We start from the raw sequence: 22650 nt of genomic DNA on the forward strand, positions 1-22650 counted from the left end.
CCAGTAATGTCGCTGCCGGTACCGGGGATGTAACTTGCAGCATCGCTTTTCTTATACTCCATAGCGGTAGTCACGCCGGTGAGCTTGCCGTCATTATTGCTGACAGTGGTGCAGTTCACGGCAGATACGCCGGTGACTGCGGGACCGTCAGCCTTTGCTATACTCCAAGAGATTGTTTTGTCAGTGTTGGTGTTATCGTTCCAAGCATAGCCGGATTGCAGAGTCGCTGTAGCGATATAGTCCCCGACATCCGTTGCTTTATCGGTTCCGCTGAGGGTATAGCCTGTGCCGCTGTTCACGCCGATTTGTTCAGTACCAGTCCACTTGAGTCCTGTGTTTGCGGTAGGCACGGCGATTTTCGTAACGCCTGCCGGAACGGTAACTGTGGCGGATGCACTCGCCTCATGGGTAGCAGTGGCTTTTACGCGCACATAGTAAGTTCCTGCGGAAAGGCCAGTGGTTTCGGTTGCGGTGCAGTCGGCAGCACCGGTAAAGCCGAGGTTTTTAGCATACTCCATGGCGGTGCTTGTACCGGTGATCTTGCCGTCTGTGCCGCCCGCACTGGTGGGTGCTACACCCGCAAGCCCTGTTGGAGCGGCGGGGCCGTCGGCCTTGGTAACGGTGATGGCTTGGGTAGTTGTGATGCTTGTGCCGTTTGCCGTCAGGGTGATTGTGGTATCGCCCATGGTGAGCGCACCTGTTTTATCCACCGTGTAGGCGGTAAAGTTTGCATCCTCCGTGCCGTCGTTATAGGTGGCCTTCACCACCATGCCTGCAATACTGAAAGCATCTCCAAATTTGTAAGCCGTCGTGTTAGGCGGCGTGGTAATGGCAATTGATTGCAGTGCGCTTGCCGCCGTTTTAGGGAATGTAATGGTCACATTCAGCATATCTCCATCGCCTGCAGGGTTCATTACATAGGTTGCACCGGTGCAGGTAAACGCCCTTTGCGCCACGCCTGAAAAGGTGTAACCGGGTTTCGCCGTTAGGGTGACGGTGGCGGAGTAGACTGTGTCGGCAAGGAATTTCGTGGGGCTGCCATCCCATTCCACTGTGCCGGTGTACTGATCATCATCGGTGATGGTTGTCATCGGTGTGCCGCCGGTTTCCGGGGCGATCAGCTTGCCGCCCAAATTCAAGTTGGTGACCGTATTGTCCGTATCATTCGTAAAGGTTAGGTATTTGTAGGTGCCTATTTTCTCCGAATCGTAAGCAACCGATGGTGTTCCATCGTAATTGGTGCTTGCTGTAACCTTTACTTTGGTATAGCCGCTAAGATCCGGGGCCGTATTCATCGCTCTGCCTCCGCCCTGGATGACGGGCGAACCGCTTGGGATGTAGATTGTGGCAGAATCAATTCCAACGCTGTTTGTGCCTGTGGCGCTAACCGTGCCGCCGGAAATACTCACGTTGACCATGCTCCCGTTAGAAATTGCGCGTGATTTGTCTCCGCTTGCTTTTAGCGTGCCGCCGGAGACATTCACGTTGCCGCCGCCCACGTTTTGAATTGCCTGCGAATTGTCTCCGCTTGCGCTTACCGTACCGCCGGAAACACTTACTTCGCCGGTGCTAAAGTTGTAAATGCCCCGCATGCCGCTTAATGCACCACCGGAAATCGTTACATTGCCGCTCCCGGAGGAATTATAAATCGCAATTTGGCCTTCTAGAACACCGTCGAAAACGATCACATCGCCGGTTGATTTGTTTTGAATTGCATAAGAATAGCCCCTTACTGTGCCGCCTTGGATGTTGACAGTTCCAGCACCTTCGTTATAGATTGCAGAACCAACATCTGTGTTTTCCAATGTACCACCGACAACAACAAGGCTGCCGCCATTTAGATCAATCGTGCAGGAGTACTTGTCTTTTTTTGCTGTGACCTTTCCGCCACCTTTGGTGTCGGTGATGGTCAACGTGCCGGTGCCTTCATGCTTGATGGCGGTGTTAGCGCCGCCGTCCAGGGTTTTGCCCTTTAGGTCAAGGGTGAAGCTCTTATTACTACCGCTGGCGATGGTGACAGTAGCTGTAAGTGTGATGTCATCCAGCAGCTGAATGGTCTGTCCCTCCGCAACTGCATTAACCGCCTCTTGCAGGGTTTCGTAGCCTGTGCTGCCGATTTGGGCGACATTGGCCGAGCCCTGTTCAAACTTGAGGTATTTGTAGGTGGCGATGTTCGCCGCATTGTAAGTGACCGGTGAAGCTCCATTGTAAAAGGTGCTTGCCGTAACTTTTACATTGGCATAGCCGCTCAAATCCGGGGCTTTGTTCATCGCCTTGCCGTCGCCTTTAATAACAGGCGTACCGCTTGGGATTGAAATTTTTCTGTTGATTATATTATAAATTGCATTGCCGCCTGCCGCGGTATTTTCTATCGTTCCGCCGGTGATTTCAAGGGCAGGACTACCGCCAAAGTCCAGATAAATCGTGCCGGGGTAGGTGGCTGAAGAATTTGCGCTGGTGACCGTAGCCGTGCCGCCGATAGTGATTTTTCCGAGTCCACCCTCCAAAATCGCAGGACTTGCATCTGCACTTACCGTTCCTCCTGAAACGCTTACGCTGCCGGCGTCAAGGTTGAGAATCGCACGGCCCGAACCCGAAATCACTCTGCCTCCGGAAACGCTCACCATGCCGGTGCCATTGTTGGAAATCGCATCGGCATTTGCAGATGAAGAATTGGTATTTTTCACTGTGCCGCCAGTCACACTTACACTACCAGTGCTACTGCTATAAATACCATTGGATTGGCCAGTGCTTTCCACCGTACCGCTGGTCACACTTACGCTACTAGTGGATGTGCTATAAATTGCACCGAGGCCGTCGCCTGTATACTTCACAGTACCGCCTGAAACAACCAGAGAGCTATCATTTAGTAGCGTAATTGTACTGCCCTTCCAACCACTGCTGCTCAAAACTGTACCGCCCTCACCGCCTGAGGTATCGGTGATGGTCAATGTTCCGCTACCTTCATGGCTTATGGCGGTAGCGTAGCCGCCGTTCAGCGTGTGTCCGTTTAGGTCAAGGGTAAAGCTTTTACTATTGCCGCTGGCGATGGTGACAGTAGCTGTGAGTGTGATGTCATCCAGCAGTTGAATGGTTTCCTTCTCCGCAACCTCATCAACCGCCTTTTGCAGGGTGGCGTAGCCTGTGCCTGTTGTTGTATTTTTGGCAACAACTGGGCTCTCAATCTTGACATATTTGTAGCTCCTGATATCTGTTGTGAGTATCTCGTCGGTCACAACTACCGCGCCGGTGCTGCTGGGGCTTGCTCCGGCAGTGTTTTTGTGGATATAGCTGCTGCCGAAGGTGGGGGCTATTTTCATTGCCTGCCCCTGAGCGCTGGCGGTTACCGTGCCGCCGTTGATGCTGATGCTACTGGCACCAATGCCGTAGCTGTCAGTTTTTGCCGTACCGCTGGTGGCACTTACCGCGCCGCCTTCAACAACTAGTCTATTAGAGTTGCCTATTATCCATATGCCATAGCTTTTACCATCTGATTTATCTGTTGCCTGCCCGCCTGTGGCTTTAAGGCTGCCGCCTTTAACTATGGCATTCCCGCTCTGCACCACCACACCGTAACTGCCGAACCCCTTAGATACATCCCCACTTGCTGTCAAACTGCCGCTTTCAACGATTAGGTTACCCTGGTCGAGATACACACCGTAGCTGGCGCCTTGATTATATGTTGCCTTCCCGCCTGCGGCGTTGAGGCTACCGGTGCCGGATATGGTAAGGTGCCCGTTATTCACACAGATGGCGTAACTATAAGCACCGGACTCAGTAGTAATCGTATTGCTGCCCTCCAATACAATTTTGAGGCTGTATTCCGTGTAAATGCCGTATTTTCTTTGGGGCACCGTCTGCGAAGTAAGCGCTCCCGTAATTCTGGCGTTGTTCAAGGTAAGGGTTGGGTACGGACTGCTCGACGCGGGGGTGTAGCGCACCGTTCCGTCCCCGAGCACATCGTTCATGTTGTCGCTGGTCACCCGCGTGCCGCCCACCCAGATGCTGTATTCTGTGACAGCCATCGGGCTGATCATCCCCATCATCATGCGCGCCGCTTCCACCGTCACAGCAATCTCCGGCAGCTCAGCGCTGACCGTATATCCCCCAATCACAGGGGTAAATACATACTCACCCTCGGTGTCCATGTCATATTCCGGCTGGGAAATCCATGTAACGGGAATGTCCACGGTTGTTTCTTCCCACTCGGGAGTGGTCGCTTCGCCTGCTTCCTGCGGCTCGCTGACCTCTGCCTCTATGGCGGAGTCGGCGGTTGCAGTAGCCGAATCATCCACTGCCGTATCCTCTTCCGGGCTTGCGGAATCCTGCACGGTTTCCTCCGACGCGCCGCTGTCCGAAATCACGGCTGCCCGCACTGTGGCGGTCAGGGTTTCGGGCAGTTCTAAATCCTTAATGGATGTACCGGTCGTGACCGTTTTTTCTGTTTCTGCTAGCGGCTCAAATGCAATAATTTCCCCGCTTGCGCCAATGGTCGTTTGCGCTTCTTCCGCCATTGCCGAAACCGGCAGCATGGTAAGCACCATGCACAGCACCAGAAACATACTTAGCAATCGTCCCCTAGGAGTCCTTCTCTTGCCGCGTTGCAGCATTTTACCTCTTTTCTTCATAGGGTCTGTTCCTCCTCAACTGGTAAAGTTGGTTTTCCTCGTTCCAGAAGTGTCTGCAACCTCTGGGTTTCTTCTTTGGTGGCAGAGCGAATATGGTTTTTCTCACAGGAGGGGCATTCCCTTACCTCTCCTGCCCGGTAGAACAGAAAGCCGCAGTCCTCGCAGGCGTAAGTCATGCAATCCCCTTCTTTCCACAGTGATATAGCGGTTTTCTTCAAATTCCAAGCAACTGCTTCTTCTTTGCGTCAAACTCCTGCTGGGAAATGATGCCTTCTTCCATCAGTGTTTTGTATTTTTTGATTTCCCCGATGGCGTCGACAGGGGGTGCCATGGTTGTATGTACCGCCTGTGCCCCCGCTGCACCATGACCAATGGACTGATCTGGTGCTTCCGGAAAGGCCACCGTCTTGAATGCAGTCACCAGCTTTTCAATTTCCCCAATGCTGCGCTGATACGAGCGGATGTAGCCGTTCACATCCGGGAGGTTATTATCAAATCGGGGGCCGTCCATATCGCATTTAATCACCGTCCAGTAGGGGTGGTCGAAATGCAGTTCCACGTTAAACACCTGAAAGGGTTCCGGCACATCAAAATACTGCCTCGGTGCTGACCAGTTTGCCTTGCCGTCATCCAGCTTGTCCATGGCACGGGCCATCTGCCTGTTCATCATAAACTGGGAGATTTGCGGTGCCAGGGCCATGGCGCGCTCCGGCACGGTACTGGCATAGCGGCGTAGGCCCGCCGCCGAACCCTCGAACAGAGGGGCGCTATCCTCTTTAATGATAAAGGATTTCAACTGTTTGCCCTCAAATACGGTTTTGTCCAGGTTTTTGCTCAGGCAGAACAGCTTGTTCTGGTAATCGAAGATAATTTTGGTATCCCAAAGGCCGAAGTCAATCCGTTCAGAAATCACGAACTGATCTTTCAGCAGCTGGTTTTGATCGTAAAATGTCAAATATTCCCGAAAACTTTGCATCGTCAGTTGGCTTTCCTTGTCGGTCTCCATATCGATCTTGTTGTGGCAGGTGTCACAGATGTATTCGCCCTCTATTTTCGATGGCAGAAACCACGAAATTTTGCCGCCGCAGATGGGGCAAGGGGGTTTTTTAGAGAATAAGCCCATCTTCATTTCCTCCCTATGATCAATTCTTATCTCGTTCCGCCGCCTGAACCGCCGCCGATGGAGCCGCCACCTCCGCCAAAGGAAGCAAATCCGCCGCCTCCGCCGCTGCGCTTTTCCTGTTCGCGCCGCTCCTCGGCTTTCTTCATATTGCTGTAAAGCAAATAGTGATAGGAATAGGCTGTAACCATGCTCTGGCTGTAATCAGTTAGTTCGGAAGAAAGTGCCGGATATAACTCTTTCATTTGCTCCGCCACCTGATCGGCTATGCCAAACAGCATGGCATAGGTCAGCAGCTCCCGCCAAATCGGCATTTCCTTGACACCCCGCTCGGCAACCAGTGAAAAATCCTCCAAATACCGTTTGAGCCCCAGCAGCTCGCCCAGCTCCTGTTCACCGGCTGGCGTCAGGTCGGTTAGTTTGGCAGGAATATTCCACCGTTTCAGGCAGTGCTTTTGATTCAAATAGGCTCTGCCTGCACTGTCATGCTTTTGAATATAAGCACGAAGCAGCGTATCATTTTGATTTGCAAAGCGTTCCAGCTCCTTTGCCTGCAAGATGGCATCCGAACCGGCAGCACCCTCCAATACCGTATAAAGGTACTCATCGTACTCGTTCATTTTGTCATGCTGGCTGCCCATCAACCGCAGACTGACCGCTTCTTTGGTCTTACACATAAAGCCGACTTCCTGGGTTTCCACAGGGGACAGGCAGTCCAGCTGGGTAAGCCGCAGCATCCCTGTGGCGAGAATCGCGCCATCCTCACACACATCAAACATTCTCCCTAACGCATAGGTGGCGCTCAGTCTGCCCCCGTTGGGAAGCTCTCTGAAATACCCGAACCGCTCTGCGAATCTTTGCCGTTTTTTCTCTGCCCTTTTCTTTTTCATCCTGCCAATCCAGATAATCAGCCCGATGGGAAGTCCGATGGACAGCAGTATCGTAACGATTACCGCAAATACGGATACTTCTTCGCCGGTGGAGCCGATGTTATCGTAATCGCTGCCCGAAAAGGCTTTTTCTCTCACTTCCTCAAAGCTCCCTGATTCCTGTCGTAAGGGGGAAAGGATTCCTTTCTCCAGATTAAACAGTACCGTCACATGGTTTTCCGCAGAGAGCGGGGTATCTGTACGGGCAACGATACTTCCATTCTCAAATGCCACCTCGCCTGCGAAGCCAAAGCCCCATACATCGGCAATTTCATCGGTGATGGGTGTGCCATCCGCAAGGCGGATTTGAACCGTCACATCGGTGGGTGTTGTATTCATTCCGTCACCCACAAATCGGAAATTTACGCCGTCCCTGTCGGCATATCCACCTACTACGTTATCCAACTTATATGCAATGGTGTAGCGATTTTGCCCGTACCGGCTGATGCCGAAGCAGATTTCATAACCGCTGTCCGTATCATGAATACCGCATTTTTTTGCCTTTTCTTCAAAGCTCCAATCAATGTTCCAATCCGGCACCGTATCATAGATACCGTTTTGGTCAGAGACCTTAAGCTCGCTGACGGTCAGATAATCGGGTGCATTCATGGGAATATAGCATTCGGTTCCTTCCTCAAAGCTCCCTTCCCAGCTCTGGGTGATGTGCATAGAGCCATCCTCGTAAATGACAGCCTGAATATCCATGGTATGCACCTGATTCGCTGCAAAGGAGGGGAGAGGTAGGGCAAATAGCAGGACAAAGCATAGAATCAGGCTGCTCACTCTTTTACGCATAAAGCACCTCATTTCATGCTTGGCATATCCGCCTTGGCCGCCTGCTCCTCCAGATAGTCTCTTTGCCGGAAGCCTAACATCCCAGCAATCATGGAGACCGGGAACATTCGGATTTCACGGTTGAGCTTCGTCACGCTGTCGTTGTAAATCAGGCGGCTGGTGCGCACCATGTTTTCAAAGGTTTGCACCGCGTCCATGGTTTTGATATAAGTTTGGTTTGCCTTTAATTCGGGGTATTGCTCCGTTACCATGGCAATCCTGCCCAAGGCTTCGGAAATAATCCCTTCTTGACGCAGCACATCATCCGGTGTGGATTTTGCCGTAATCACACTTCTTCTTGATTTGATTGTTTCAATCAGCGTTTCGCTTTCGTGCTTGGCATAGCCCTTTGTCAAATCCAAAAGAGCCGTCAGGGCATCAAAACGGCTGGAAAGCTGCACCCCGATCTGGCTCATGGCATTGCTGATATTCTCATCAAGCACCACCAGCTTGCGCTGTGTAGAGATTATCCACAACACAATGACCGTAGCAATTGTGATGATTGCGATGAAAGTTGGCAGCATAATAAAGTTTCCTCCTTGTTTATTTTTGAATGGGCAGACAGACCACTATTTTGTCCGTCTGCCCATTTTGTTGCCTGTATGCGTGATTACTCCAATGTGATACTCGGAAGTATATCGGCCAGATTCGCCTCAAGGGAGGAATTTGCCCCTGTGGTGTAAGTAAAAGCAATATGCTGCTCGCAATTCTGACCATCGATTGCGAAGTATAAAATAATTTGACAAGTGGTTACGTTTTTGCCGCTGGTATTGCTGTCGCCTGTGCAGAGGAAGGACAAGGAATCCACTTCCGCAATTTTAGCAGGATTATCAAAGGCAAGCACCTTGATGTTGGAATAGGTATCCCCCAGTGATTCAAGCATATAGTCCTCGGTAACATCCCCAATCCGTGTATCCGATGGGAATGTAGGTGTTACGACAATGCTGGCATTGGGACCTTCAGCCACAGCGTAGCCGTCTTTGTCACTAAATTCGCCAAAATCGCTGGGAACGAGCAGAGCGGTGTAATTTGCTACCTTGTTGACAAGTGTGATGTCCGAAGCGACAGGCGCCGATGTCTCAGGCGTGGAAGTTGGTGCGGAATTGTTTCCTCCGCAGGCTGCAAGGCTCAGCGTCATGGCAAGCGCCATCATAAGTACCAGTAATTTTTTCATTTCAAATCCTCCATTTTCTGTTGGGTAACCATGGGCGCGGGTGGTGTGACCGGCGCCGGGGTAGGTTTCGTTGAGAATTGCACGTTCGGGATTTGGTCTTCTCTTAAAACGGTAAATGTCCACTCGGCATGACTCGGGGCGTTCATGTTCGTTTCTGTCCACAGGATAACGGGAGTTCCGATGTCGCTTTTTTCATTTGAGGCGTTCATTACCAGCTTAGTGGCAGTAGGTGGTCGCAGGCTGCACCGTTCGTAGCTTGATTTTAAGCCAGCGGTGTTTTCGTTGTAGGCATTCCAAAGATACGGACTGCTCACAGCCTTTACCCGTGTTCCGTTCGTTATGGGATCGGCGATGCCCAGATATCTTCCGTCCTTCATTCTGGCGGTTATTTGATTGTTCCCCTTGTTTTCCACATAGAGCTCCCGTGTGCCCTCTGTGGATTGGTTCCAGCGATTCAATTCCGCATTGCCCGAGGCATCTATGTTTAGCGTGCGCTGGTTGTTGCCGCTGAACACTTGCAGACAGTACCAACCGGTGGCGGGTGCTTTTGCGATGCCTGCGGAGGGGTTGTCCGCGGGGATAAACCGGAACTCGCTATGTTCGGGCCCGTCAGGGACAGGGTGGCTCGGACAAACCCATTTGTCTATATGGTTCCATAAAATAATCGCGGTTCCATCCGTCTTTTTTTGACCGGAGGCGTTCAATAACATATCTTGATTATCAACGGGGCGCAGGCTGCAAATATCCTTGCTGGGTTTATTTTCGCCGCACAGCCGCCAGCTCAGCAAAGGGTTAGCCGGGTCATTTGCCAACACCTTTACCCGGGCACCGTTCGATATGCTGGATATGCCCAAACGCTTGCCGTCCACCGTCTCCAAGGCGTACGCGCCACCGCTTCCGGCACTTCCGAGGTAGCGCAGGAGCCATTTTGTATTTCCCTCCGGAGTGTTGGTTTTGTCGCGCAGTTCCGCGTTGCCCTTTGCGTCAAGGTTGAGATAGTTGCCCATGCACCGAAGATAGTACCAGCCATTTTTCGGTGTGGGGTTGTTGGGAAGGGATGCATATGCAGTCATCGGTAGCATCGTCAGTGCCATGCAAAAGATGAGCAGTATGCCCATAAATCGTTTTTTCATAAGGGTGTTCCTCCTTTAGAAATTTTGTTTCACAGCCTCAAGCTATCAGAAATTCCCCCGCAAAAACCGTCCGCTGCATGAAACATGATTTTTTCGACATGAAACATAGTGTCGGATATTCGATTTTTATGGTAAATTTATCATGGAGAAATAGAATAATAGGGAAATGGGGGGTGCTTGTGCTGCAGATTGCGGTCTGTGATGACAATATTGACGAGTTATCCAATATGGTACAGCTTATAGATCTGTACCGAACTTCTAAACATCTGGACTGCGAATACGCCGTCTTTCCAAACGGATTTGAGCTGGTTTCGGCCTTAGAAAAAGGAAAGCGGTTTGATATATACTGTCTGGATATCATTATGCCGGGCTTTATGGGCATTGATGTCGCAAAGGAAATCCGTGCTTTTGACAAAACCGCACCGATTTTGTTCTTTACCTCATCGCCCGAGTTTGCTTTGGAAAGCTATTCGGTGAAAGCCATTAACTATGTATTAAAGCCGATATCGAAGGAAAAATTATTCTTCACCTTTGACGAAATGCTGGAGCGGATAAAAGCGGAAAAAAGTGAGGATGCGGTTATCGTAAAGAGTAATGAGGGAATTCAAAAAATACTGATCTCCAATTTGGTTTTTGCCGAGGTCATTGGCAGAAATGTGTTGTATCATCTGCGCTCCGGTAAGGTAATCGAATGCACAGAACCCTTTTCCTCCGTCTGCGATAATCTGCTGAAATATGGGCGTTTTATCAAAACCCATCGCTCTTATATTGTGAATATGCAGTATGTGGATACCATTGAAAATCGCCGGGTGACCTTACAAACCCTTTCATCTGTTCCTGTTGCACAAGGTAAGGCACGGGAGATTAAAGAGCAGTATCTGGCTTATCAAATGGAGGGGGAATAAGAGAAAGGAGGAACCAAAATGCTAGAAACTGTCATTGCGTTCTCTCGCTATTGGTTTGCCCTGTTATTCGGTGCGGCGGTTGCGGTCAGTTTCGCCGGAATGGCGCATACACGGAAAAATCATCTGGCTTTCGGATGCTTTACCTTCATTTTATTTATTGTGCAACTAGTCTGCTTGCGAATCTGGGGCATGGACATGACGATAAAAATATATCCGCTGATTTCTCATTTGCCGGTGGCTGTTTTTATCGTCGTGTTCTTAAAACGCCCGTGGCTGATTTCACTAACCAGCATGTTTGCCTCCTTCTTGTGCTGCCAGCCTCCCCGTTGGATCGGCAGTGTCGCAGGCGCCGCTTTTGACAGTGCTTCCATAAACCATGTCGGCTATGTCGCGGCTGTGTTTCTGATGTACTATTTGCTGCAAAAATATGTGGTGAAATCGGTTCGGCATCTGATGGAACGCTCCGTTAAATCCTGCCTGCTGTTTGGCGCCATGCCGGCTTTTTACTATCTGTTCGACTATACCGCCACGGTTTACACCGATTTTATGTATAGCGGAACACGTGCGGCTGTACAGTTCATGCCCTTCGTGACATCGGCATTCTATTTTGTGTTTGTCCTCCTTTACTATGCCGAAACACAAAAACAGGCAAGTATCCAAAGAGAGCGGGATATGCTGGATACGCAGTTCCGGCAGGCACAAACAGAATTTGCTTCTCTGCGGCAGCTGCAGCAGAATGCCGTGGCCTATCGGCACGATATGCGCCACCATTTCGCTCTTTTACAGGGTCTGGCATCCGAGGAACGCATAGAGGAGATCAAAGAGTATCTACGGACTGCCCAGTCCGACATGGATGCCATCACGCCCATGCGCTTTTGCGAAAATGAAACCGTCAATCTGATTTTGTCCGCTTTTGCCGCCAAAGCAAAACAATCGGGAATTCTATTGACGGTAGAAGCGAAGCTGCCCGACTCGCTTCCGTTTAGCGACACCGAGCTTTGTTCACTATTGTCAAATGCTTTGGAAAACGCCATAGATGCCTGTGAAAATATAGCCGACAGCAATGAACGCTATATCAAGCTGCGTGTGTATGACAAGAATAATAAACTGTGCATTGACATCCGCAACAGTTATCAGACCGAACCAATATTCCATCAGGGGCTTCCTGTATCAAAAGAACAGGGGCATGGTTTTGGCACAAAAAGTATGGCTCATATCGTGGAAAAGCATGGCGGTGTATGCCAATTTTCGGTCAAGGATGGCTGGTTTATGTTTCAGGCCACTGCATAAAGGATTGTTTTAACTACAAAGTGCAGAGCGATTCCAGGTAAAATGGAGTCATACTTCACAACCATTGCCATTATCCCCGGCTTTTTAACCAAGGACAATTAAGCCAGGGGTTCCTTTGACGTCATGGGTGCCTTCATGCAGCCCCGGGGACACCAGATGATCATGAATACAGATTTTCAATTAAATCCCCAGGCAGCACTGGATGCTCCCAGACGGCAATGGTTAGAGGATAAAACCATATTGCTTGAGCAATCGGTTTCTGAACAGATAGTCTGATCCCCACCTCTAAGCTTAAAAACCCACAGCCCTTTGACTGTGGGTTTTGTTCTTGCGTATTTGTGCTGCCATCAACTAACGGCACCATGGGGAAGGGGCGACCAAAGGTCGCCCCTATAACCGATGGCTCATGGCTCACGGCCATTGACAGCGGCTGGCTATATTTTATTGCTCCTCCGCCAAATACCCATATCCTGTGCTGACTTAATCAACTCATCTCTAAAATCGGGATGGGCGATGGAGATAAGGGCTTCGGCACGTTCCCAGGTAGTTTTTCCTTTTAAAACAGCTTTGCCATATTCAGTAACCACATATTCCACCGATGTTCTGGGGGCAGTTACGATGGAGCCATTTCTTAGGAAAGGAATGATGCGGGAAAAGGACTTACCTTGTTTATCCTTATAGGTTGAGGTAAGGCAGATGAAGCTCTTGCCCCCCTTGGATTCATAGGCACCGGTTATAAAGTCAAATTGACCGCCTGTGCCGCTGATCTGCCTCATGCCGGAGGTCTCGGAATTCACTTGACTGAAAAGATCCACTTCCACGGCATTGTTGATGGACATCACCTTGTCATTTTGAGCGATGTTTTTTGGGTTATTGGTGTAGCTTACCGGGTAGGCGGCACAGATGGGGTTATTATTAATAAAATCATAAAGTCTTTGGGTGCCCATGGCAAAGGTATAGACCATTTTGTATTGGTCAATATTTTTCCTTTTTCCCGTCAGCACACCGGCTTCATACATATCCACATAGGCATCCACCAGCATCTCGGTGTGAGCACCCAGGTCTTTTAAATCAGAATCGGCTAACAATTTACCCACTACATTGGGCATTGCGCCAATACCCAGTTGGATACAGGCACCATCTTCGATTTCTTCCATTACGTATTGGGCGATCTTGCGATCCTCATCTGAGGCCACGGGGCTGGGTATCTGTGGGATCGGATTGTGGTCACCCTCCACCACATAATCCACTTCCGAAATATGAATGATTTCATTATAGCCGCCCAAGGCCCGGGGCATATTTTGATTTACCTCTAGGATAACGATTTTGGCTTTGTCAACAATGGCTCTGGCATGGGAAACCTGGACACCAAAGTTAAAATAGCCCTTATCATCCATGGGGCAAACCTGCAGCATGGCTACATCAACGTCTACATATTTTTGATAGTAACTGGGGACTTCTCTGTAAAGGACCGGAGCATACCAACAGTTTCCCTGGTCGGCTAACTTACGATCAAGGCCGCTAAAATGCCAGTTGTTATAGATAAAATGCTGTGATTCAGGGTCTGCCTTGACGACTTCGGGTACGCCATACATGGTGGTAGTTGCCCTTATTTTTACACCATTCAATTCTTCTTTTCTTTTGGCCAAAGCCCTGTCCAATGCGATGGGGCGGCCAGTAAAGGCATTATAATCCACCCAATCTCCTGATTTGACAACACTGACAGCCTGATCAGGTGTGGTCAATTTACTTTTATACATTTCAGTATAATTGGCCACTAAAATCCCCCTTCCCTTAGTTGAACTATCTCAACATATTGCCAGCAATAACAACCCTTTGCACTTGGCTGGTTCCTTCGTAAATTTGCATGATTTTTGCATCACGCATATACTTCTCAACCGGGTATTCTTTGATATAACCATAGCCGCCCAAGACCTGCACGGCATCGGTGGTTACCTTCATGCACATATCACCGGCAAAACCCTTGGATAGTGAGGAAAGGACGCTGTAGGGTAAGCCAGCATCTTTCTGCCAGCAGGCCTTATATACCAGAAGGCGGGCTGCTTCAACTTGCATAGCCATCTCCGCCAGCATAAACTGGATGCCTTGTAAGGCTGCGATGGGTTTGCCAAAGGCAATTCTTTCCTTGGCATAGTTGGTGGCGTACTCCATAGCCGCTTGGGCTACACCCACTGCCAGGGCAGCAACCATGGGACGGGACATATCCAGTGCTTGCATGGCAATTTTGAAGCCGTCGCCTTCTTTGCCCAGCAGATTCTCTTTAGGTATACGAACATTATCAAAGATTACATCGGTGGTACTGGAGGAACGAATGCCCAGTTTGTTTTCCTTTTTGCCTACGGAAACGCCGGGAAGATCCCTTTCCACGATGAAAAAGCAGAGACCCTTGTGACCTTTGCTGCGGTCCACAGAGGCACAAACAGTGAAGATATCAGCCACACCACCATTTGTAATGAAGCATTTGGTACCGTTTATTACATACTCGTCACCTTCCAGGGTAGCGGTAGTTTTTAGTGCAGCCACGTCAGAACCGGCCCCTGGCTCGGTGAGACAAAAGGCAGCCAGTTTTCCTTCATTTAGGACATCGAAGAAGCGCTGCTTTTGTTCATGATTACCGGCAATTACCACTGGATCAGCGGCGAGGAGGCAGGATGCGGCAACGGTGGTGGCCACAGCAGCACAGCCCCGGGATAGTTCTTCCATTACCACTGCCTGGCCAACTGTGTCAATGCCAGGGCCGCCGTATTCCTCTGGGACTCCTACTGTTAACAGACCGGCCTCAAATAACTTGGGAATCAGCTCAGCATGAAACTCATTTTTCTCGTCATACTCCAGAGCCACAGGCATAATTTCCTGCTCGGCAAATTTTTTAGCCACTTGTTTCAGGGTTTCTTGTTCTTCCGTTAGTAAAAAATCCATACCATAAACCTCCTTTTAATCTAAGCTTTCAACTACTGCAGCAATACCAGGACCACCGCCGCAACATAACGATGCAACCCCTAAGCGTGATCCCTGACGTTTCATTTCATAAAGAAGACTGACGATGATTCTGACACCCGTGGCACCCACCGGGTGGCCTAAGGAAATACCGGAACCGTTTCGATTGACCTTATCCATGGGGATGTTTAGTTCACGGTTACAGGCCAAAAACTGTCCGGCAAAGGCCTCATTTATTTCAAAAAGATCAATATCAGCTAATTTTAGATTGATAAAGTTTAATGCTTTGGGTATGGCATAGGCTGGTCCGATGCCCATGATGGATGGATCTACGCCGTAGGAAGCGGTGTTTAAAACCCGGGCTAAAGGTTTAATGCCCAGCTCCTTTGCTTTATCCTCTGCCATTAATACCAGGGCGGCGGCACCGTCGTTGATGCCGGAAGCATTGCCGGCAGTAACCGTACCATCCTTTTTAAAGGCGGGTCTTAATTTAGCGAGTTTCTCAAGTGAGATATCTGCTCGGGGGTGCTCGTCGCTGTCGACTATTTTGGTCCCCTTTCTTGTACTAATCTCCACAGGAACGATTTCTTCCTTAAATGTACCTGCCTGCATGGCTGCAATAGCCCGTTGATGGCTTAGAATAGCCAACTCATCCTGTTCTTGACGGGAAATATTATATTTCTCCACCAGGTTCTCTGTGGTGATGCCCATGTGGTAGCCGTTGATGGCATCATTTAGGCCGTCATAGGTGAGGGCATCATGGATCTTGCCATCCCCCATGCGAAAGCCTTCCCGGGCTTTGAGCAGATAGTAGGGTGCCTGGGACATGCTTTCAATGCCGCCGGCCACAATAACATCCTCTTTACCCAACATGATTTGTTGGGCTGCAATTTCCAGGGCTCTCATAGCGGAACCACACTGTTGATTAATGGTGGCTGCCGGAGCTTCCACCGGTATTTTGGCAGCAATCTGTATTTGACGGGCAGGGTTACCCTTTGCGCCACCCTGCATACACATCCCCATTAACACTTCATTTACTTGTTCCGGCTTTAAACCAGCTTTATTTAAGGCACCAGTCACGGCTGTGACACCCAAATCAACCGCTGATACTTCTTTAAGAGAACCCAAATAATCCCCAATGGGTGTCCTGGCGGCACCGACGATAACTACATTTCTCAATCCTGTTACCTCCTTGTCACTTGGCTTAATTCCCCTTAAATTCTGCTTTGCGTTTTTCTAAAAAGGCATTCATACCTTCCTTTTGATCCTGGGTGGAAAATAGTAAGGCAAAGCACTGTCTTTCAAAGCAATTGCCGGTATTTTTATCAACCTCAACTCCATAGTTGATGGCTCTTTTGGCAGCAGCTAGGGCCGCCGGGGGTTTTGCAGCCAAGCCCTGGGCCAACTTCTTGGCCTTAGCTAATAAATCTTCAGCTTTTACGATTTCATTAATTAAACCGTAGGCTAGGGCAGTTTGTGCATCAATCATCTTTCCGGTGTAGATCAGTTCCTTTGACCTGGCCACTCCGATTAAGCGGGACAGTCGCTGGGTCCCTCCGGCACCGGGAATAACACCCAGGTTGATCTCAGGTTGTCCAAGCTTAGCATCCTCCGTGGCCAGACGCAGATCGCAGGCGAGGGCAAGTTCACAGCCGCCACCCAGGGCAAAACCTCCGATGGCAGCGATGACTGGTTTATTTAGAGATTCAATACGATCAAAGGCTGAGTGAAAGGTAGTTGCCAACTCTTCGGCCTGGGTCGGACTCAGTCCCAGCATGAAGGGAATATCCGCTCCTGCAGCAAAAACCTTTTCGCCACCGGTGATGATGACAGCTTTTACTTCCTCATCTGCAGCCACTTGATCCAGAACACGGTGAAGTTCAGCAATAAGATCTTGATTTAAGGCGTTAAGAACCTTGGGCCTGTTTAAGGTGATAAGGGCAATATTCTCTTCCTTGCCATAAAGCAAGCTTTTATACTCCATTGTTTCACCCCTAATCTATTTCTGGTATTTATAAAATCCTCGTCCGGTTTTAACACCTAAATGCCCGGCCCGCACCATTTGTTTTAATAGCAGGGCTGGACGATATTTACTGTCAGAAAATTCGTTGTAGAAAACTTCGGTTACGGCCAGAACGATATCCAAGCCCACCATATCTGCCAAAGCTAGAGGACCCATGGGCATACCGGCACCCAACTTCATGGCTGTGTCGATTTCTTCAACTGTGCCAATTCCTTCACCGAGGGTAATCACTGCTTCATTGATCATGGGAACCAGAATCCGGTTGACAATAAAGCCAGGGGACTCTTTAGCATATACTGGAACCTTATTCATTTTTTTGGCTACTTCTTCAATGGCGGAGACTGTTTCATCGGAGGTATCCAAACCAGGAATAATTTCCACCAGCTTCATCACTGCGGCAGGGTTAAAGAAGTGCATACCCACAACCTTGTCGGTTCTTTTGGTGGCTGCGGCCATTTCGGTAATGGAAAGGGAGGACGTATTGCTAGCCAAAATGGCGTGAGCGGGGCAAGTTTCATCTAACTTCTGATAGACCTGCCTTTTTAGATCCATGTTTTCCAGAATGGCTTCAATGACCAAATCGACATCTTTACAATCTTCATAGGAAATGCTGCCTTTCAGGCGAGACAGGATTTGCTCCTTGTCATCGGCGGCCATTTTGCCCTTATCAACTGCCTTTTGAAGGCTCTTGCCAATATTGGCTAAGGCCCTGTCAATAAATTTTTGATCCACATCAATTAACAGCACCTCATAGCCTGATTGGGCCGCCACCTGTGCAATGCCGGAACCCATGGTACCGCTGCCTAGAACGGCAATTTTACTAATTCCCATATAGTTACCTCCTTTTATTTGTTAAGCTAATGGTATAGCACAGTTTGTGCCATAAAAAACAAAATGTGGTAATATAATAAGAAATAGTAAGAAAAGGAGAGATAGATCAAGGTATTTGAGAATTGCCAAAATACAAAAATAACGAAATATTAAAAATATTTCGTTATTTCACAAAGCGAAATATACCTAGATTAAGCCATGGTTGACTTTGTTGCGTTTGCCTTTTTGAGAAAGTTTTAGCAAAAAAGCAAAAAAGGGTCAGGCCCTGAATTTACTGATTTGGCTTTCGTCGCAAATCAGTAAATTCAGGGCCTGATCCTTTTTGTATATTTTTCTATAGGGAGTATTTTTTTATTTTACGGTATAAAACAGAAGGGTGTATACCTAGAATTTCTGCTGCCTTGTTACGATTACTCGCCACCTGCTGCAGGGTCTTGGCAATCAGCTCCTTTTCTGTTTCAACAATGACCTCGGCTAGCGTTTGTTGCTTCGTTAAGTTTGGATCATCTTTGAAAATGTTTTCCAAAAAGGGCATATGCTCTACGGAGATAATTTTATCCTCTGTGAAACTAAACATGCGTTCCAAAGCATTTTCCAATTGCCTAACATTGCCTGGCCAATGATATTTTTTAAGAAGATCCATGGCTTTATCGGTATAGCCTTCAATTTGGCAGTGAAGTTTCTGATTAAGCTTATCCGTCAAATAATGGGTTAAGAGTGGGATATCTTCTGGGCGTTCTCGTAGGGAGGGGAGTTTGAAGTTAATCACATTTAAGCGGTAATAGAGGTCTTCACGAAAAGTTGACTTAATAATCATTTCCTCGATATTTTGATTGGTAGCGGAGATAACTCGAACATCAAGGGTCACGGTTTTAACCCCACCAATTCTTTCCAGCTCCCGTTCCTGTAGGACAGTTAACAGCTTCGATTGCATGGTGAGAGGCATTTCACCGATTTCATCTAAAAATATCGTACCACCCTGGGCCAACTCAAATTTACCGGGCTTACCACCCTTTTTAGCACCGGTGAAGGCCCCATCCTCATAGCCAAAAAGCTCTGTTTCCAATAGGTTTTCCGGCACGGCGGCACAATTAACCCGGACAAAGGAATGTTGTTTACGGTTACTGGCATTGTGAATGGCCTGGGCCAGAACCTCCTTACCCGTACCGCTTTCACCGGTAATCAGAATGGTGGATGATGAAGGGGCCACCCTTTGGGCCAGTCTTTTGATCTCCTTTATCTGTTTACTTTCGCCGATCAGATTATTGAAGGTATATTTGGCCGTATAAATTTTTCGAATTTCTTCCTTGTATAATTCCAATTCCTTTTCCAATTGCCTTAATTTCAATGCCAGCAGCTTTCCCGAGGAAGAATCGGCAAAAAGGGATTTACCAATGGCACCGATGACCTCGCCCTGGCTGTTAAAGATCGGAATACGGTGTACAATCAGTTTATGGTTATTTACTTCCCAGGGCTCATATAAAATTGGATGCTGTGTCTTGATAACTTCAGGCAGTTTCGTATTTGGTGTAATTTCGGTAATGTGTTTGCCGATGGCGTCCTTTCTCTTGACTGCCACTATTTCCTGATAAGTACGATTGACTAATACCACGTAGCCTTTTTTATCGACAACCACCATTCCTTCATGGGGACTGTCTATTAGTACATCCCAGATATTGGCCAATACTGGATCCCTTGTTAGTGCTTGTTCTATTGTTTGGTGGTCTCTTGATCTGCTAATCACCAGGATGACCCCCTTAGTATATAATTTTTTAAATATTTCGCCAATAAACGGTCGAGTTCCTGCTAGATAATCGGACATCTGGAAAAATGTACTAATCCAGGGGGGCCTGGATGGGTAAGCAATAAAAAAATCCTGCTAGCAGCAGGATTTTTCTGTTTCATGATGTTGGCAGATTCCGGCAATATTTGCGGTAGGCAGCATGGTTGGTTGGGCCGGCATGTTCATTCAACCGGAAGGAGTGGCGAATCGCTTCGGTAATAAAAGCCTTGGCGGTATGTACGGCTTCCCTGATTGGTTTGCCCTTGGCTAATTCGGCGGTTATGGCTGCAGAGTAGGTGCAGCCGGCACCATGCGTAAAGGTGGTATTGATTCGATCACCTTCCAACACTTCGAAGGTTTCTCCGTCATAAAATACATCAATGGCTTTCTCATGTACTAACTTTGCACCACCTTTGATTAAAACATAGGGGCAGCCAAGGTCATAAATCTTTTGAGCGGCACTTTTCATCTCTTCCAGTGTTTTAATCGGGGCCTGTTGACTCAATTGGGCTGCTTCAAATAAATTTGGTGTAACAATGGTGGCCTTGGGAATCAGTACTTCCCTTAAATAGGTTGCATTCTCAGGATGCAAAATTTCATCTGCGCCTTTACATACCAAAACAGGATCTACGACCACATTTTTTAACGGATGCTTCTCTATTGTATCAGCTGCCAACTCAATCAGTTCCGTTGTGCCAAGCATGCCTGTTTTGAGGGCATCTACACCAATGGCTAAAATGGTTTTTAATTGCGATTTTACGGTTTCAATAGGTTGAGGAAAAACATTATGAGACCAGTCTTTAGGGTTCATAGAAACGATAACAGTGATTGCGGACATGCCGTAAACACCAAGCTCCTGAAATGTTTTTAAATCAGCCTGTAGACCGGCACCGCCACTACTGTCGGAACCAGCAATCGTTAAAGCTTTGAACATAGACATAAAAATTCCCCTTTTCCTTCTAGCGTACAAAAAAGATATCTTCGACGTAGGTAACGCAAATCCTCCAAGAAATAGTATATGCCTAACATTAAAAATCAAGTCATATAAGAAATTGACTTTTTCAAATGAACGAAGTATATTTGATTTTATCTTAAAGACAGAAAAAATAGGAGGCTTTGACTAGGATGAAAAAGCCAAAAATTAAAATTACTGTAGTTGATAAAATTGGCAAAGGCCACTGTCACCGGGGCCATAAAATAGGAGACACCTTTGACTTTGATACCGAGCGTGGTAATCTTTGCCCAATGGCGATGCATGTATTATTTCCGATGATTGATATTCTTAGATATGGCGGCTTACTGCCAGGTGGAGAAGATGAAAAATCCGGGGTTTTTTGTTGCCCGGATGTAAAGGTTATTAACGTTTTTAAAATAGAAAGGGTTTAAAGATAAAGCTCTCTAATCGTTGATTGCCCAGCGACTAGAGAGCTTTTTGGTAATAAACGTCAAGCTGATAACTTAAAATTTTTTGATAAACATATATTTGCGAATCTAATTTTTGGCTTAAACGAACCACTCTTGAATCGAATAAGGGTTTATCTACTGCATAATTTTGCAAGTTAAATCTAAGAAGCTCAATATTCCCCTTCAATAAGTCTGATATGGTAATAATGATAATGCCCCCCGATTAAAACATTTTTAAAAGTTACTTTTTAATTTTTTAGTAAATTAGACAGGAACAACTAAATTCCTTCTTGTTTTTTGAAATATTTTACAGAGAAAAGCTCTTCTAATTTAGAAGAGCTTTTTTGAGATTATTGATCGTTCGGTGGTTTTCCTGCCTTATGTTATAGTATACACCAAGGATAATGAAAAAGCTGCCTAAAAAGAAAGTACTGCTTAGTTGTTCCTTTAGGAATAACCAGCTAGGAATAACCAGCTAAGCAGTTTATATTATTTGTTTTTCGATACGGCTTACAGAAAAACCTCCTTCTGATTTGTCTATGTAAAATCGACAACCCCCGGCAACCGGGGGTTGTTTAAAGTATTATTTTTGTGTTCCGCAACAGCCGAAACCGTTGTTTAGGAATAAAAGGATAAGAATTAAGAAGATAAGAAAGGAATTGTCATTACAACCGCCGCCAAAACCAAAACCCATGTTTTTTACCACCTTTCCTTATGCTGGCTTGTGATAAAATCCAACATTTTTCAAAAGGGATCATTTACAAGCGGTTTATTAAACTACTTCTCCACACTGCAGCCGCCGTAACCGCCACCGCCGCCCAATAGTAACAAGATTAAAATTAAAAAAATGATAAAGGAACTGTTATTACCACCACCACAACCACCACTGCCGCCGCAACTACCACCAAAACCAAAACCCATTAGAAGACCTCCTCATAAATTATTTTAAAACTTGATCCATACTATGGTGGTATGTTTTTTTTGTTACATAAATCTAAAAGTATTTATTGTCAGGAAATAGACGATTTTACTAAAAGTAGTGGCATTTCCTTGGTGTGAAAGTTATTATAGAAAGAGAAAGAACACCGCGCTTGGAGTTGAGATATTGGTATGAACACAGAGGCCAGCGACCTAAGCATGACCGGCGAATTTGCCAACCCAAAGGGAAGCAGGAAAAAGAAAAAATACCGGATGAAAAAAGGACTTAAACGATTTCTTTGTTTGCTGTTGCTGCTATCCCTTTGTGCCGGTGGTTACTATCTACTACAAAGAGACATGCACTTACCATTAGCTTTAGGGGCAGAAACAAAAAAATCCGAACAGCAAATGCAGATTATAGATACCTCAAAAATATATCTATACAACCCTCAATTTGAAAAGGAGAGTCTGCTAATACAAGGGACAATTTTAGATCCCGATCTTCAATATAAAAATTCTCAATATAAGATCATTGACAATGAACTTTGTATCCGCATACAGGTTCAGCCAAATCCTGAAAAAGCCCTCAAAGAGTTTGGCTTCAAGGTACCCTACGATAAGAGCAAAATCAAAAATGTATATGTGATGGGTGCCACCGAAACAGACAAGTGTTTAATACTACAAAGCCCTGAATAATGCAGCTCGAAGGCCTGATGACCG

Annotated in this window: 21 protein-coding genes; 5 read left to right on the forward strand and 16 right to left on the reverse strand. The window is 47.4% G+C overall.

Annotated features, from left to right (window positions below):
• From AC1U9Z_RS13020 to AC1U9Z_RS13050, 7 genes are all read right to left on the reverse strand, one after another.
• Window positions 1-4628 (reverse strand): bacterial Ig-like domain-containing protein (locus AC1U9Z_RS13020; RefSeq protein WP_479957696.1); only part of this gene is annotated, 4628 nt, incomplete at its 3' end.
• Window positions 4625-4804 (reverse strand): hypothetical protein, encoded by a 180-nt coding sequence (locus tag AC1U9Z_RS13025; RefSeq protein WP_333532588.1) that lies wholly within the window; start codon window positions 4802-4804, stop codon window positions 4625-4627. The genes AC1U9Z_RS13025 and AC1U9Z_RS13020, both read right to left, overlap by 4 nt.
• Window positions 4805-4842: 38 nt before the next feature.
• Window positions 4843-5751, reverse strand: coding sequence for a DUF4428 domain-containing protein (locus tag AC1U9Z_RS13030; RefSeq protein ID WP_333532589.1), 909 nt, complete (start codon window positions 5749-5751; stop codon window positions 4843-4845).
• A 26-nt stretch (window positions 5752-5777) separates the two neighbouring features.
• Entirely contained in the window at window positions 5778-7472 is a 1695-nt protein-coding gene (locus tag AC1U9Z_RS13035; protein ID WP_479957698.1) for a DUF2207 family protein, read from the reverse strand.
• Between the two features lie 8 nt (window positions 7473-7480).
• Window positions 7481-8035 (reverse strand): LemA family protein, encoded by a 555-nt coding sequence (locus AC1U9Z_RS13040; RefSeq protein WP_333532591.1) that lies wholly within the window; start codon window positions 8033-8035, stop codon window positions 7481-7483.
• Window positions 8036-8121: 86 nt separating this feature from the next.
• Window positions 8122-8685 carry a hypothetical protein gene (locus AC1U9Z_RS13045; protein WP_333532592.1) on the reverse strand — a complete coding sequence of 188 codons (564 nt, stop codon included), beginning with the start codon at window positions 8683-8685 and terminating at the stop codon, window positions 8122-8124.
• On the reverse strand, window positions 8682-9818 hold the full coding sequence (locus AC1U9Z_RS13050; protein ID WP_333532595.1) for a hypothetical protein: 1137 nt from the start codon (window positions 9816-9818) through the stop codon (window positions 8682-8684). The genes AC1U9Z_RS13045 and AC1U9Z_RS13050 overlap by 4 nt, the downstream gene beginning before the upstream one ends.
• A 179-nt stretch (window positions 9819-9997) precedes the next feature.
• On the opposite strand from AC1U9Z_RS13050, the gene AC1U9Z_RS13055 reads away from it, so the two are divergent.
• From AC1U9Z_RS13055 to AC1U9Z_RS13065, 3 genes are all read left to right on the forward strand, one after another.
• Window positions 9998-10723 (forward strand): LytR/AlgR family response regulator transcription factor, encoded by a 726-nt coding sequence (locus AC1U9Z_RS13055; RefSeq protein WP_333532596.1) that lies wholly within the window; start codon window positions 9998-10000, stop codon window positions 10721-10723.
• Window positions 10724-10741: 18 nt separating this feature from the next.
• Window positions 10742-12013, forward strand: a complete 1272-nt coding sequence (locus tag AC1U9Z_RS13060) for a sensor histidine kinase (protein ID WP_333532597.1) — start codon at window positions 10742-10744, stop codon at window positions 12011-12013.
• Window positions 12014-12136: 123 nt separating this feature from the next.
• Entirely contained in the window at window positions 12137-12289 is a 153-nt protein-coding gene (locus AC1U9Z_RS13065) for a hypothetical protein (protein WP_442886094.1), read from the forward strand.
• Between the two features lie 158 nt (window positions 12290-12447).
• Here AC1U9Z_RS13065 and AC1U9Z_RS13070 read toward each other — a convergent pair whose 3' ends face one another.
• The 7 genes from AC1U9Z_RS13070 to pdxK form a co-directional block, all read right to left on the reverse strand.
• Entirely contained in the window at window positions 12448-13791 is a 1344-nt protein-coding gene (locus AC1U9Z_RS13070; protein ID WP_333532598.1) for an acetyl-CoA hydrolase/transferase family protein, read from the reverse strand.
• Between the two features lie 25 nt (window positions 13792-13816).
• Window positions 13817-14953 (reverse strand): acyl-CoA dehydrogenase family protein, encoded by a 1137-nt coding sequence (locus AC1U9Z_RS13075; RefSeq protein WP_333532599.1) that lies wholly within the window; start codon window positions 14951-14953, stop codon window positions 13817-13819.
• Window positions 14954-14968: 15 nt separating this feature from the next.
• On the reverse strand, window positions 14969-16150 hold the full coding sequence (locus tag AC1U9Z_RS13080) for a thiolase family protein (RefSeq protein ID WP_333532600.1): 1182 nt from the start codon (window positions 16148-16150) through the stop codon (window positions 14969-14971).
• A 25-nt stretch (window positions 16151-16175) separates the two neighbouring features.
• Window positions 16176-16955 (reverse strand): enoyl-CoA hydratase-related protein, encoded by a 780-nt coding sequence (locus tag AC1U9Z_RS13085; RefSeq protein WP_333532601.1) that lies wholly within the window; start codon window positions 16953-16955, stop codon window positions 16176-16178.
• 15 nt (window positions 16956-16970) lie between these two features.
• Complete coding sequence (locus AC1U9Z_RS13090; RefSeq protein ID WP_333532602.1) at window positions 16971-17825, reverse strand: 3-hydroxyacyl-CoA dehydrogenase family protein; 855 nt, start codon at window positions 17823-17825, stop codon at window positions 16971-16973.
• Between the two features lie 334 nt (window positions 17826-18159).
• Window positions 18160-19569, reverse strand: coding sequence for a sigma-54 interaction domain-containing protein (locus AC1U9Z_RS13095; protein WP_479957701.1), 1410 nt, complete (start codon window positions 19567-19569; stop codon window positions 18160-18162).
• Window positions 19570-19726: 157 nt separating this feature from the next.
• On the reverse strand, window positions 19727-20548 hold the full coding sequence (gene pdxK / locus AC1U9Z_RS13100) for a pyridoxine/pyridoxal/pyridoxamine kinase (RefSeq protein WP_479957703.1): 822 nt from the start codon (window positions 20546-20548) through the stop codon (window positions 19727-19729).
• 185 nt (window positions 20549-20733) lie between these two features.
• Here pdxK and AC1U9Z_RS13105 point away from each other — a divergent pair, with 185 nt between their 5' ends.
• Window positions 20734-20994: a TIGR04076 family protein gene (locus AC1U9Z_RS13105; RefSeq protein WP_479957705.1), complete on the forward strand. Its 261-nt coding sequence runs from the start codon at window positions 20734-20736 to the stop codon at window positions 20992-20994.
• A gap of 34 nt (window positions 20995-21028) precedes the next feature.
• Here the strand turns inward: AC1U9Z_RS13105 and AC1U9Z_RS13110 are convergent, their stop codons facing one another.
• Both AC1U9Z_RS13110 and AC1U9Z_RS13115 read right to left on the reverse strand, forming a co-directional pair.
• Window positions 21029-21199 (reverse strand): aspartyl-phosphate phosphatase Spo0E family protein, encoded by a 171-nt coding sequence (locus AC1U9Z_RS13110; protein WP_442886095.1) that lies wholly within the window; start codon window positions 21197-21199, stop codon window positions 21029-21031.
• A 590-nt stretch (window positions 21200-21789) separates the two neighbouring features.
• A complete protein-coding gene (locus AC1U9Z_RS13115) occupies window positions 21790-21933 on the reverse strand; it encodes a hypothetical protein (protein ID WP_479957707.1) in 144 nt (47 codons plus the stop codon).
• 189 nt (window positions 21934-22122) lie between these two features.
• Between AC1U9Z_RS13115 and AC1U9Z_RS13120 the strand changes: the two genes are divergently transcribed.
• Window positions 22123-22626, forward strand: coding sequence for a hypothetical protein (locus AC1U9Z_RS13120; protein WP_479957709.1), 504 nt, complete (start codon window positions 22123-22125; stop codon window positions 22624-22626).
• Window positions 22627-22650 lie beyond the last annotated feature (24 nt).

It is taken from the genome of Desulfotomaculum sp. (genome assembly GCF_982386235.1).

What these genes read in the sequence shown, in the direction of transcription:
- AC1U9Z_RS13050 (WP_333532595.1), bottom strand. Translation starts at nt 9,818, where the DNA reads ATGAAAAAACGATTTATGGGCATACTGCTCATCTTTTGCATGGCACTG.
- AC1U9Z_RS13030 (WP_333532589.1), bottom strand. Translation starts at nt 5,751, where the DNA reads ATGGGCTTATTCTCTAAAAAACCCCCTTGCCCCATCTGCGGCGGCAAA.
- AC1U9Z_RS13045 (WP_333532592.1), bottom strand. Translation starts at nt 8,685, where the DNA reads ATGAAAAAATTACTGGTACTTATGATGGCGCTTGCCATGACGCTGAGC.
- AC1U9Z_RS13040 (WP_333532591.1), bottom strand. Translation starts at nt 8,035, where the DNA reads ATGCTGCCAACTTTCATCGCAATCATCACAATTGCTACGGTCATTGTG.
- AC1U9Z_RS13090 (WP_333532602.1), bottom strand. Translation starts at nt 17,825, where the DNA reads ATGGGAATTAGTAAAATTGCCGTTCTAGGCAGCGGTACCATGGGTTCC.
- AC1U9Z_RS13075 (WP_333532599.1), bottom strand. Translation starts at nt 14,953, where the DNA reads ATGGATTTTTTACTAACGGAAGAACAAGAAACCCTGAAACAAGTGGCT.
- AC1U9Z_RS13120 (WP_479957709.1), top strand. Translation starts at nt 22,123, where the DNA reads ATGAACACAGAGGCCAGCGACCTAAGCATGACCGGCGAATTTGCCAAC.
- AC1U9Z_RS13060 (WP_333532597.1), top strand. Translation starts at nt 10,742, where the DNA reads ATGCTAGAAACTGTCATTGCGTTCTCTCGCTATTGGTTTGCCCTGTTA.
- AC1U9Z_RS13085 (WP_333532601.1), bottom strand. Translation starts at nt 16,955, where the DNA reads ATGGAGTATAAAAGCTTGCTTTATGGCAAGGAAGAGAATATTGCCCTT.
- pdxK (WP_479957703.1), bottom strand. Translation starts at nt 20,548, where the DNA reads ATGTCTATGTTCAAAGCTTTAACGATTGCTGGTTCCGACAGTAGTGGC.
- AC1U9Z_RS13115 (WP_479957707.1), bottom strand. Translation starts at nt 21,933, where the DNA reads ATGGGTTTTGGTTTTGGTGGTAGTTGCGGCGGCAGTGGTGGTTGTGGT.
- AC1U9Z_RS13065 (WP_442886094.1), top strand. Translation starts at nt 12,137, where the DNA reads ATGGGTGCCTTCATGCAGCCCCGGGGACACCAGATGATCATGAATACA.
- AC1U9Z_RS13035 (WP_479957698.1), bottom strand. Translation starts at nt 7,472, where the DNA reads ATGCGTAAAAGAGTGAGCAGCCTGATTCTATGCTTTGTCCTGCTATTT.
- AC1U9Z_RS13025 (WP_333532588.1), bottom strand. Translation starts at nt 4,804, where the DNA reads ATGACTTACGCCTGCGAGGACTGCGGCTTTCTGTTCTACCGGGCAGGA.
- AC1U9Z_RS13105 (WP_479957705.1), top strand. Translation starts at nt 20,734, where the DNA reads ATGAAAAAGCCAAAAATTAAAATTACTGTAGTTGATAAAATTGGCAAA.